This is a genomic window from Psychrobacter sp. 4Dc, assembly GCF_002836715.1.
GTDB lineage: Bacteria > Pseudomonadota > Gammaproteobacteria > Pseudomonadales > Moraxellaceae > Psychrobacter.
In genome coordinates, this window is the sequence record NZ_PJAT01000096.1 from 18,918 (window position 1) to 31,444 (window position 12,527).

General features: G+C 43.8%; 10 protein-coding genes. 5 read left to right on the plus strand and 5 right to left on the minus strand.

The window, feature by feature from the left end; genetic code table 11:
• Window positions 1-180 precede the first annotated feature (180 nt).
• The 4 genes from hemA to CXF61_RS07635 all read left to right on the plus strand — a co-directional run bounded on the left by hemA (window position 181) and on the right by CXF61_RS07635 (window position 4,268).
• Window positions 181-1,590: a glutamyl-tRNA reductase gene (gene hemA / locus CXF61_RS07620; protein WP_165597765.1), complete on the plus strand. Its 1,410-nt coding sequence runs from the start codon at window positions 181-183 to the stop codon at window positions 1,588-1,590.
• Between the two features lie 362 nt (window positions 1,591-1,952).
• A complete protein-coding gene (locus CXF61_RS07625; RefSeq protein ID WP_165597766.1) occupies window positions 1,953-3,089 on the plus strand; it encodes an aminotransferase class V-fold PLP-dependent enzyme in 1,137 nt (378 codons plus the stop codon).
• Window positions 3,090-3,312: 223 nt separating this feature from the next.
• Entirely contained in the window at window positions 3,313-3,750 is a 438-nt protein-coding gene (locus tag CXF61_RS07630) for a YeeE/YedE family protein (protein ID WP_165597767.1), read from the plus strand.
• 98 nt (window positions 3,751-3,848) lie between these two features.
• Window positions 3,849-4,268: a DUF6691 family protein gene (locus CXF61_RS07635; RefSeq protein ID WP_165597768.1), complete on the plus strand. Its 420-nt coding sequence runs from the start codon at window positions 3,849-3,851 to the stop codon at window positions 4,266-4,268.
• A gap of 214 nt (window positions 4,269-4,482) precedes the next feature.
• Here CXF61_RS07635 and CXF61_RS07640 read toward each other — a convergent pair whose 3' ends face one another.
• Window positions 4,483-6,147 (minus strand): AMP-binding protein, encoded by a 1,665-nt coding sequence (locus tag CXF61_RS07640; protein ID WP_101205133.1) that lies wholly within the window; start codon window positions 6,145-6,147, stop codon window positions 4,483-4,485.
• 403 nt (window positions 6,148-6,550) lie between these two features.
• On the opposite strand from CXF61_RS07640, the gene CXF61_RS07645 reads away from it, so the two are divergent.
• On the plus strand, window positions 6,551-8,686 hold the full coding sequence (locus tag CXF61_RS07645) for an NADPH-dependent 2,4-dienoyl-CoA reductase (RefSeq protein ID WP_165597769.1): 2,136 nt from the start codon (window positions 6,551-6,553) through the stop codon (window positions 8,684-8,686).
• A 146-nt stretch (window positions 8,687-8,832) separates the two neighbouring features.
• On the opposite strand, the gene CXF61_RS07650 is transcribed toward CXF61_RS07645, so the two are convergent.
• The 4 genes from CXF61_RS07650 to CXF61_RS07665 all read right to left on the minus strand — a co-directional run bounded on the left by CXF61_RS07650 (window position 8,833) and on the right by CXF61_RS07665 (window position 12,060).
• Complete coding sequence (locus CXF61_RS07650; protein ID WP_165597770.1) at window positions 8,833-9,600, minus strand: lysozyme inhibitor LprI family protein; 768 nt, start codon at window positions 9,598-9,600, stop codon at window positions 8,833-8,835.
• A 129-nt stretch (window positions 9,601-9,729) separates the two neighbouring features.
• Window positions 9,730-10,146, minus strand: coding sequence for a VOC family protein (locus CXF61_RS07655; RefSeq protein ID WP_193834201.1), 417 nt, complete (start codon window positions 10,144-10,146; stop codon window positions 9,730-9,732).
• Window positions 10,147-10,355: 209 nt separating this feature from the next.
• Complete coding sequence (locus tag CXF61_RS07660; RefSeq protein ID WP_134292327.1) at window positions 10,356-11,360, minus strand: lipoate--protein ligase; 1,005 nt, start codon at window positions 11,358-11,360, stop codon at window positions 10,356-10,358.
• Window positions 11,361-11,646: 286 nt separating this feature from the next.
• Complete coding sequence (locus CXF61_RS07665; RefSeq protein ID WP_165597771.1) at window positions 11,647-12,060, minus strand: hypothetical protein; 414 nt, start codon at window positions 12,058-12,060, stop codon at window positions 11,647-11,649.
• Between the last annotated feature and the right edge of the window lie 467 nt (window positions 12,061-12,527).

Here is a 12,527-nt window from a genome sequence, read left to right on the forward strand (position 1 = left end):
GCGACCAGATACAGAGATATGGTTATCATAGATGGGTGAGTGTTAATTAAAGCCCGCAATAATGATATAATAGGCGGTTTTTAGGGTCTTCCTTTTTAGCGCTGTCGTCAAAAACTGTCTTTTAAAAATAATAAGATAGCGTAAGGGGCAACTGAGCGTCATGTTTATGGTCTATCGATAATGAGATTAGTGGTCATTGGGGTCAATCACAAAACTGCACCAGTCGCTCTGCGAGAGCGCTTGGCGCTTGTGGGTGACGATGTAAATGTCGCACTCAAACAAATAGAAGCCTTTACTGATGGTAGCGTGATCGTCTCTACTTGTAACCGCACCGAAATCTATGCGCTAGTGCCGCAAACGTCAACGTCGCACCACGCTAACGGCCAACTATCTGACTCACAATTACCCAATGTGCAAGATGTCAAAGCTGCTGGCCAGTCATCCAATAATACTTTTAGTAGTAGCATGAATATCTCATCTGCTGCGATTAGTGCGCATATTACCAAAATCAAAACGTGGCTGGCTGACTTCAAGCAACTATCACTCGTTGATATTGATCCTTATCTCTATGTACATCGTGATACTCATGCACTGACTCATTGGTTAAGAGTAGCGGCTGGTCTGGACTCTATGATACTGGGTGAGCCGCAGATTCTCGGGCAGATCAAAAACTCTGTGCATCTGGCTCAAGACCAAAAAGTACTTAGTAATCAGCTCGGCTGGATCATCGATCAAGTATTCGCTGCCGCCAAACGAGTGCGTAACGAGACGCAGGTAGGCGCACAGGCTGTATCGCTTAGCTTTGCCGCAGCCAAATTAGTCACACAGATATTTGATGATTTACCAAGTCGCACGCTTTTGGTCGTTGCGGCAGGCGAGATGAATCGCTTGGTTGCCACCCATATCGCAGGGCTAGGGGTAGGACGAGTCATTATCTGTAACCGTAACCCCGAACGTGCCGAAGCATTAGCGGCTGAGCTACGTGGCCCTAATCGCCGTGTAGATGTTAGACCCTTACAGGAACTACCGCAAGTATTGGCTGAAGCCGATATTGTTAGCAGTTGTAGTGGTAGTATGGATTTGTTGATTGATAAGACAATGACCATACAAGCGCTCAAGCGTCGCCGTTATCAGCCAATGCTTATGATAGATCTGGCCGTACCGCGCGATATCGATTCGACCATTAGCCGTATTGATGATGTTTATCTATACTCTGTCGATGATTTGCAGCATGTGATTGCAGGTAATATCGAGCAGCGTCGCCAAGCCGCAGTGGATGCTGAACTGTTAGTGAGTCAATTGGTGGTTGAAATAGATCGCCGCTTTCAGGTTCGCCAAGTTGGTAAAGATATTCAGCAATACCGCGCGTGTACTCAAGGTCAGGTGGATAAGCTGCTGCATGAATCTATTGCTAAGCTGCAACAGGACGATGTTAGTCCAGAAGATATCATCACTGAGCTATCGCGACGTTTGACTCAAACATTGACCCATGCACCATCGAAACTGATGCGCAAAGCCGCACGTGAAGGCGATAGTGAGTTGCTAGACTTCGTAGTGTCAGGACTACAAGATGCTCATCGAGGGCATTGATGCTTTCATCGTGGCTTTATAAATCAAAACTTATCAATCAATCAATACCTACCAATAAATGCTCGATAGCGCAAGTCATATCGTTGCCTGAGCGTATCGTTGTCAACCTTCAGTATCAGTGCTAATATCAAGCTCTCATGGATGGCTTAGGTCAAGATATGTGCTGGTGTTTGCTCGTAATATGACTACAAATATATTAACTTCACGTTAGTAGACCTCATCAGTGTCCGTTGTTTTTTGTTTGTTTAAAAATAATGCATCTCTAGACAGCGCAAGATCTCACCATCAAAAATAATAGCACTTGATTATAGTGCTATCTGATCCATGTCGCATATTATCTAACCATACACTAGGAGTGTTCAATGCCTGCATTACGTCAAGATATCGATCCAAACGGCTTATTAGAGTATTCAGTGGTTTACACCGATCGTGCGCTGAACCATATGTCAAAAGACTTTCAGCAAGTGATGAACGACCTATCTAGTGACCTAAAATCTGTGTATAACGCGGACGCAGTGGTGATCGTTCCTGGTTCTGGTACTTATGGTATGGAAGCAGTCGCTCGCCAGTTGGCAAATGATGAAGACTGCCTAATCATTCGTAATGGCTGGTTCAGCTATCGTTGGACGCAAATCTTAGAAAAAGGCAAAATCGCCAAGTCATCTACAGTGCTCACGGCCAATCGTGCTGATGATAGTGAGTCGCCAAAGCCGTTTGCTCCAGTCGATATCGACGTTGCTGTAGCTAAAATCAGAGAAGAAAAGCCAGCAGTTGTATTTGCACCGCATGTTGAAACCTCATCGGGTATCATCTTGTCAGATGACTATATCAAAGCGTTGAGCGAGGCTGTGCATAGCGTTGGTGGATTATTAGTCATTGACTGCATTGCATCAGGCTGTGTATGGCTAGATATGAAATCATTGGGTATCGATATACTGATTAGCGCACCGCAAAAGGGTTGGAGCAGTACGCCGGGCGCTGGCTTGGTCATGTTAAGCGACGCTGCTGTCAAAAAAGTGGACAGTACTGAGTCTGATAGCTTTAGTATCGACCTAAAGCAATGGTTGAACATCATGCGTGCTTACGAAAATGGCGGTCATGCGTACCATGCGACTATGCCGACAGACAGCTTACGTCAGTTCCGTGATGCTGTGAATGAAGCCAAAGCAATCGGTTTTGATAAATTGTGTGACGCGCAGTGGACACTTGGCAAACGTATCCGCGAAGTACTAGAAGCCAAAGGCGTTGAGAGCGTCGCTGCTGAAGGTTTTAAAGCACCTGGCGTTGTCGTCTCTTATACCGATCGTGATGATATGCATAAAGGTAGCGCGTTCGCTGAAATCGGGGTACAAATCGCGGCTGGCGTACCATTGAAAGTGGGCGAGCCTGATAATTTCAAAACTTTCCGCTTGGGCCTGTTTGGCTTGGATAAATTGACTGATATCGATGGCACAGTAGAGCGTTTTGAAACGGCACTTGATAAAGTTTTAGGCCAGTAAAGATACCAATTAAGAGGGCTGATAAAGACAGTAATATGATAGCTTATTAAGTCTTTTTCATAGCTTTTGCAATACAATCTTTGCAGTTATAAAAAATACTGAACCATTAGTGTCATGCTAGGTTCAGTATTTTTTTACCTTTTTATTATATTTTATAATATAATGTATTTTTATAAATTAATACTCAAGTACGTATTTAATAAACTTAATCAGGTAGTCCGTTATGAGCATACAAATAGACTGGCAAGCATTTACGCCGATCTCCTTAGTTGGGGGTCTAATGCTAGGTGTAGCGACGGTTATCTTACTGCTAGGTATCGGTCGTATAGCAGGTATCAGTGGTATTTTTTCAAGCCTACTAAAACCCAAGCGTGTAGAGATGTGGCAGGTGCTGTTTATACTGGGTTTGGTCATCTCACCACTGCTATATCAGTTGGCAAGACCACTACCTGAGGTAGCTATCAGTACTTCCGTGCCATTATTGATTGGTGCAGGGTTATTGGTCGGCTTCGGCACGCGTTTAGGTTCAGGATGCACCAGTGGGCATGGTATCTGCGGTAATGCACGGCTGTCTCCACGGTCATTGGCAGCGACTGTCACCTTTATGCTGTTTGGGATTGTGACCGTTTATATCGGTCGTCACGTATTAGGCCTACTATAGCGAACTCATGGCAGATTGCCAGATGAAGACTGATAGTCGGGCTAACGCGTAAACGACATACGATGGTTAATAAAAGATAATAATAGCGAGATACGACGATGCTAAAAAATATAATCGGGTTGCTAGCAGGACTGCTGTTTGGGCTTGGACTACTGGTGTCAGGTATGACTGATCCTATAAAGGTACAAGGGTTTTTGGACGTATTTGGTGCATGGGATATCTCCCTTGCTCTTGTGATGGGCGGTGGTCTGATAGTGGCGTTTTTCGGTGTACGATTGGCAAAGCGTCAACAGAGCAGTTGGATTGGCACACCAATTGATATGCCGAGCAAAACTGTCATTAATAAAAAATTGCTTATCGGTGCGATGTTGTTCGGTATCGGCTGGGGGCTAGTTGGTATTTGCCCAGGACCAGGAATTGTGTTGCTCGGTACTGGTCAATGGCAAGCCTATGTTTTTATTCCTGCGATGATTATAGGGATGTTGGCTTATCAATGGCTTGAGCCTAAGCTTGGGTAATATCGTTAATTTTCCATAAATATGGTCAGAGAACTACTAAGCGGCTACGGCGTTATCCTCCCTAGACGTACTATTTGTACAATCTGCAGTCGGCTGCCCTTGTATCCGTTTTAGCCTTCTTTGACTATAGGCGAGCGCTCAAAAAAGGTCAGTTATATGTAGCTGACCTTTTTGATGGATGTTAATTGATGATATGACTTAATAGATTGCCGTTTTATTTCGCACTGGCAGTTACTTTTGGCGTTTCGTGTGCCAATGATTTTGCCGCTTGGCGTAGCTCAAATTTTTGTACTTTACCGGTACTGGTCTTCGGTATTTCTGCAAAGACTATGTATTTTGGCACTTTAAAACCTGCTAGGTGCTGACTACAATGCTCCATCACCGTATCACGTTGCAGCGTGCTACCGGCGTGAATCTCGATAAAGGCGACAGGTACTTCGCCCCATTTATCATGTGGCGCGGCGACGACAGCACAGCTTTCAATAGCAGGTAGTTTATACAAGACGTTTTCTATCTCGATACTAGAGATATTCTCACCGCCTGAGATGATGATATCTTTCAGTCTGTCCATGATTTTGATATAGCCATCAGGGTATTTAACACCCAGATCACCCGTGCGGAACCAGCCATCAGTGAATGCTTCTTCGGTAGCCTTGCGGCTTTTTAGATAGCCTTTCATCACCATATTGCCACGTAGCGCCAGCTCGCCCATCTCTTCGCCATCAGCGGCGACTGGCTCGGTAGTACCTTGCTTAAATACTTCAAACCCTGCCATCAAGTGAGAAGTCATACCTTGGCGTGATTTTTTTTGGGCACGGGTGGCCACATCAAGCTCATTCCATTCTTCCTGCTCCGCACAAACCGTCACTGGCCCATATACTTCAGTGAGACCGTAGACGTGCGAGATATGAAAACCCATTGCTTCCATCGCGGCCAGCATGGTTTCAGACGGCGGTGCACCAGCGACCCAGCCTTTGACCGTATGGGTGATAGCGTCTTTATACTCAGGTTTGCCGCCAGCAATCATATTGTGCACGACTGGCGCAGAGCAGTAGTGGCTAACTTGATACTTGGCAATCAGCTTCAATATCAAATCAGCATCAATTTTTCGCAAGCATACATTGACCCCAGCACGCTCGGCGATGGTCCACGGAAAGCACCAACCGTTGCAGTGAAACAGCGGCAGCGTCCACAGATACATCGGGTGTTTGGGCATGTCCCAATCTAAAATATTAGAGATAGCATTGAGAGTTGCGCCGCGATGATGATAAACCACGCCTTTGGGCTTGCCTGTCGTCCCAGAGGTATAGTTCAGCGCAATGGCATCCCATTCATCTTTCGGCATCTCCCAATTATCCAAGCTGTCTGAACTGGCTACTAATGCTTCATAGCTCATGTGCCCAAAGCGCTCGACATCGACAGCCTTGTCCGTTGAGTGAATGACGATTAAGTCTGGAAAAGTCTCATCGATAATCTCAGCATGCTCAGCAAATTCGCTATCTAAAATTAAAACCTTCGCTTCGGAATGCTGCAAACAAAAGGTAAGCGCATTGATATCGAGTCGGGTGTTCAAAGTACAGAGGACACCGCCTGACATCGGGACACCAAAGGCGCATTCGACCATCGCAGGCGTGTTCGGCAGCATTACGGCTACGGTGTCGTTTTTATCGATACCTAATTTGCGCAGGCCGTCAGCCAGTTGACGACAGCGAGTATAGGTCTGTTGCCACGTCTGAGTAAGGTTGTTGTGTTCTAGGTCGTCATAAATGATGGCAGTCTTATTAGGATAAACTTGAGCGCTGCGAATGATAAAATCAATAGGGGTAAGTGGTTGATGGTTGGCGGCATTTTTGCCAAGGCCTGTATGGAAATCTGTCATGATGATAGTCCTTTATCGTATTTCTATAATGCGTCAGTACATTAACGTCAGTATATTATTTAGTACAGTAATCTAGCATAGAAACTATAGGTATAAGTCGATATTTATCGATTTATATCTTAGTCTAATCTCTCAATGATATTAAGCTAACGGTATATAATCTACCTCAAAAGTTGGCTGGGTTTTGTGGTGTTTGCTTAACCATATGCCACAGTACCGCCTGATACACCGTCCCGCTCGTTATAGCAATTAATATAGTGCTCACTCATCAGTCGCTTGTCTGCATAGCTGACAATAATAGCGGTGTGTTACGATATCGATGATGCTAAACCCCTTAGCTCCACTAATTCTAAAAAGCCGTTTTTAAAAAGTAGCCTCATAAACTATTCATAAGGAAAATGATATGTCTGCCAGCCATAGTGCCAATACGATCCAAACCGCTAGCACCAATGAACACTATCCGCATTTATTTGAGCCGCTAGATTTGGGCTTTACTACGCTAAAAAACCGTATGGTTATGGGCTCAATGCATACTGGGCTTGAAGACCGTTTTTATAATTATGGCAAGCTGGCGGCGTATTTTGCAGAACGTGCCAAGGGCGGCGTGGCAATGATGATCACTGGCGGTATCTCGCCCAATCGCGAAGGCTGGTTGTTGCCTGCTGGCGGAACGATGAATACCAAAGCTGACGTTATCAATCACCAGCGCGTAACCCGTGCTGTGCATAAGCACGACAGCAAAATCATCATGCAAATATTGCACAGTGGCCGCTATGGCTATCATCCTTTTGCCGTATCCTCTAGCCCCATCAAGTCACCAATCTCACCGTTTAAACCGCGTAAGATGAGCATCAAAAACATCGAGCAAACGGTAAAAGACTATGCTCGTTCAGCCAAACTTGCCAAGCAAGCAGGCTATGATGGTGTCGAAATCATGGGTTCTGAGGGTTATCTGCTCAACCAGTTTTTATCAAGCCATGTGAATAAGCGTAAAGACATTTATGGTGGTGATATTCATGGTCGTATGAAGTTCGCTGTCGACGTGGTCAAAGCGGTACGTGAGGCGACTGGCGAAGACTTTATTATTCTATTCCGTTTATCGGTGATTGACTTGGTCAAAGACGGTAACGTCATGGATGAAGTCATTACCGTGGCCAAAGCGCTAGAAGAAGCGGGCGTGACCATCATGAACACGGGTATCGGCTGGCATGAAGCGCGTGTCCCGACTATCGTCACTAGCGTACCACGAGCCGCTTTCGTTGATTTCACTGCTGAAATCAAAAAGCACATTAGCATCCCGATGATGGCGGCCAACCGTATCAATATGCCAGACACAGCAGAAGAAATCATCGCTGCGGGTCAGGCCGATATGATTCAAATGGCACGCCCATTCTTAGCGGATGCACACTGGGTCAATAAAGCCAAAAACGGTCAGACAGATCGCATCAATACCTGTATCGCCTGTAACCAAGCGTGCCTCGACCATACCTTTGAAAATAAACGCTCGACTTGTCTCGTCAATCCGCAGGCGTGCTATGAGACTGAACTGGTCTATAAGAAAACCAAAAAACCGAAAAAAGTCGCCGTCATCGGTGGCGGTGTTGCTGGTATGTCAGCCGCTCATGTGGCAGCCTTACGTGGTCATGACGTAACTCTGTTTGAAGCAAAAGACGTGCTTGGCGGACAGTTTAACTACGCCAAAGTCATCCCTGGTAAAGAAGAGTTCTTTGAGACTATTCGCTACTATATTAATGAGCTTGAGCACCTGGGTGTTGAGATTAAACTGAACACCAAAGTCGATAAAGACATGCTTGAAAAAGCCAAGTTCCATCATGTCATCGTGGCAACGGGGGTCGTACCGAGAAGTCTAGAAGGTAAGCTCGAAGGTGCTGAGTTGCCACAAGTCATGAGCTATGCTGAGCTGCTGTCTGGCGAAAAAGCAGTGGGCAATACCGTAGCGGTCATCGGTGCTGGTGGTATTGGCTTTGATGTAAGTGAATATCTGACAGCCAATCATGGTAAGTCACTGGATGAGATCGGCCCTGAGGGACTAAAAGATCCAAGCTATCGCCCTGAGCCACAGTCTATCAATGAGTGGCGCGAAGAGTGGGGCGTGACCAACGATACCGACTATCAAAGTGATGGTGGTCTGGTCAGACCAGCAGTGATTAAACCAATTCGCCAAGTTTATCTCATGCAGCGTAGTAAAGGCCGTCTGGGTAGTGGTCTGAACAAAACTTCAGGCTGGGTACATCGTGCACATATCAAATCGTATGGTGTCATCCAAGTCGCTGGTGTGCAATATGAAAAAATCACCAACGAAGGTATCTGGGTAATTAACCCACAAGGTCAAAGCCAGTTATTACGTGTCGATAGCGTCGTTGTCTGTGCCGGTCAAGAGTCAGTCGTTGAGCTGATGCCAAATGTTGGCGATGCGCCAGACGCGCAATATCACCTAATTGGCGGTGCTAAGCTAGCAGCTGAACTAGATGCTAAACGCGCAATTCGTGATGGTGCTGAAGTCGCCGCTCAGATCTAAACTCTTTAGCATGAATGTTAAATAATGGACGGCGAGGGGATATCTCTTGCCGTCCTTTTTTTATTTAGAATGAAAGTTTGACTTATTAAATTGGATATTCAGTTCAGCTTATGTTTATTTTGAGAGAATAGAGTGATTTTGTTCACTTATTCACGCTCTAATATAATACCGTCAAAATATCCTCGCATACCACAATGCAGTCTTCTATATTGATCATCCATATCTCTTAATAATAATTGAGTTTGGCCTTTATAAGTTGCTGGATATAAACGCAGCTCAACAGTTTTATTTGGCTGATCATCGTTGATGACCCAATGATTCTGTGACCATACGGCCTTACTCTCTCCTAAATCACAAGTATGAGCATTGGTAAAAATCAAAACGCCCTCGATAATAGAAAGGTAAGGTTTATTAGCGACACTATGAATCGATACCGTGTTTTTCGCCTCTCCTGTATCCTCCCAGCGTTGAGTACCTGAATTGTATATTGAGATTTGAGAGGTTTGAGAAAACTTACCAAAGGCACTTTTTCTCGGTAAATCAGAAGGACTTAACTCATCTGAAAAATTCCAAGCCACACCGTAACTGCTTTGCTCTTCGATATATTCTTTATATTCACGTATCAGACATTCTTCACTTTTACAGGTATTACGCTGAAACGTAAGCCATGTGCGTTGATTAGCAATGAACCTATCTTTAAAAGCTTTGCTGTCTTCATAGTCAGGAGCAGCGCCAAGATTGATTTTATATTTCTTCGCCATTGCGTCATCAAGCTTAGAAAGCTCAGGACTATCACAGACAGTTTTTTCTACCCAGCTAGCAGCTTTGTTGCAGTCAAAACTTGCTGCATTTGCATAAATGGAGAGTAGGCAAGTGCCTAAAATACCGATTGTAGTGATGCATAACTTTTTCATATTACCCTCATTTTTTAGAGCTTGATTGTATTTTAAGAAAGCTACCACTGTGATATATGTGTCATCATCACTTTCTACAAAAAACGAATCAGTCCATCCATCCTAGCCCAACTAGCCAGCCTCATTCATCTACCAACTGCCAATATTCTCCATCGAAATCCAAGGCTCAATAGGCTCTAGGTCTTCGCCACTTTGTAGCAGCTCAATTGAGATATTATTAGGGTCTTTAATAAAAGCCATATGGCCGTCTCTAGGCGGTCTTAATATCTTGACCCCTGCCTGTATAAAGGTGTCGCACTGTGCGTATATGTTGTCGACTCTAAAGGCAAAGTGCCCAAAATTATCGCCATTGGTATACTCTTTTTCATCCCAGTTGTGTGTCACCTCAATCTCTGGCGCACCCTCATGCGTTGCTAAAAAATATAAGCTGAATCTGCCTGATTCAGAGTCTCTCTTTCTTAGCAGTTGTAAGCCCATAAGGTCACAATAGAAAAATAACGTTTCTTCTAGTTTGTTGGTTCTAATCATTGCATGTAAGTACTTCATGAAAATACCTTAATATTGATTATTCATAAAAAATGGAGTAATGGCAGGGTGCTTTTTATGCATCATTAATATACAAAATCTAAGATGGCGTACGTGTGATATCAATACCATTAACTATATACAGCGCATTTGTGTCAGTAATTTTTTATCAAGCAGTGTAAGCGGCGCACTCTGCAATACTTGTTATATTAAATCTGACGTCGCAAAATCTAACCTTCCATCTCGCCAACTAACCACTGCTCAAAATCATCCATCTGTGCTGCCAATTCAGGTTGCGCTTTTGCTAGGTCATCGAGTTTATTTTTAATCTCAGGCTTATTATATTTAACGCCAGTCAATGTATTCTTAAGCAGGTCGATAAGCTCAACATTTAGCGCATCAGAGAAGATGACAACTTCGGTAATCATTGCCTGCTTCACATCCATATGCACATCCATCATACCCCAATCAAAGCGTGTCTCGATATGATGAGTAAACTCAGGCGTTTTACCAAAGCGCCAATCCCAGTCTGCCATCTGCTGATAGTAAGCGTTTAGCGTGGGCTGCTTAGCAAGGCTGGCCTCATCTAATTGCTCAACCTGTGCAGTCTCTCCATGATATTCACAGAACGCTTCGATAATCGCATCAGACAAGGTTTCGTGATTGATAGTCTCATTAAAATCTACCAAGTTTGCCACGCGAGCACGCACAGATTTGATGCCTTTTGCTTTCAGCTTTAGCGGATGCGGGTTCAGATAGTCGCCAAGCTTTTGCATATTGGCATTGACCAGCAATGTGCCATGATGAAAGCTGCGATCTGCGGCATGTCTAAATGCGCTGCCCGATATTTTGCGGTCGCCGACCTGCATATCGTTGCGACCAGACAGCGTGGCATCTATACCGAGTTTCTGAAGCGCATTGATGATGACGGTGAAGTTTGCTTCTTGATCGTAAGCATCACTGGGCGATAAAAAAGTAAAATTGGTATTACCCAAATCGTGAAACACGGCGCCGCCGCCGCTCTGACGCCGTGCTAAAAATACATCGTCTGCTTCCATCTTATCGGTTTTGCACTCTACCCATGGATTTTGTGAACGTCCAATAACCACGGTCTCAGAGTTGCGCCATAAGAAAAGCGTGTGCGAGTCGGGATTGAGCGTATTAAATATCCAATCCTCGGTGGCAAGATTAAACCACGGATTGGTCACCGCAGACTTTAAGATGCGCAGTTTCATGTATTTGACTCTTTAATAAACGGGGTTATTGAGCAGGTTTTATAAATAGGTAGCATCATTCTTACCGATGCAGGGTTGTAATTCAATGGCTGTCTAACAGGGAGGTTGATTTTATCAGTGGCTTTGACAGTGGTGAAGACGTTGAGTATATAGAAAAACGGTGAAAAAATTTCATAGAAGAGAGTGCTAAGGTTGATGCTTCAGTTTTAGCGGGCGGTAATAAAAGCCAAGCAAAACGCTCAGCTTTATTACAGTTTAAAACAATAAATTTTGAGAATACTTTGTTCTATTTAGCACAAATCTCCCACTGCGATTTTGTACTAAGATAACATTGCATAACTGCTTTACCAGACTGCGCATAGGCATCACTGACGATACGCTGATTGGTTGGCAGACGATATCTGATGATCGCGGGCTCGTCATTGACGGTCGTCGTCCATCCAGTCACTTCATTACGGTCATTATAGTTTGCACTGGTAGAGGTTGCCATTTTGCCAAATCCTGGCAGGTTATAGGAGACCTGTCTAAAACTATAACTCATCGCTGCACCCTCAGCGCCCTCATACTGACAGTTTAGCTTTTTTTGTAGTTTATCTTGTTTATAAACATAGCAAGTGGTCTCATCTGAGAACTGACCAACCCCGCAAAAACCTGCCGTTGCAACTGATATCATACCGATAAATAACGCTATCCTTTTCATAATCATTCCTCAATAATTTATAAATCCTACTAATGATGTTTGCCATCTATTTTTTGTATTGCCAAATACTAACCAATACCTTGTAGATAGTAGAAAATTAGTAAACAAATATCAACTAATATATTTTAAGTAAAACTTGAATTGATTTATCAGAGCTACTTTTAACAAAAGTATTATTAAGAGTAGCTGTTATAGAGTAGTGCTATAAGCAGGATTTACTATGACCGTGAATCTGTTTTTATAAGTGTTGAACTCATGACTTACTTAAGGATGACTTTCGAGTTCTTTAGTATGTAAATAGAAAAGCGCTGGAATAGGCTAAAGTATAGGAAATATAGGATAAGCGCTGCTTGCTATATGCTGCTTAATAAAAAGAATTTGTCCAAATTTATAAATTATTAAGAGGTGAAAAACTTAAAACTGTGATAAAAAAATTAATAAACGGATAAAAACTCACTATAAATTTT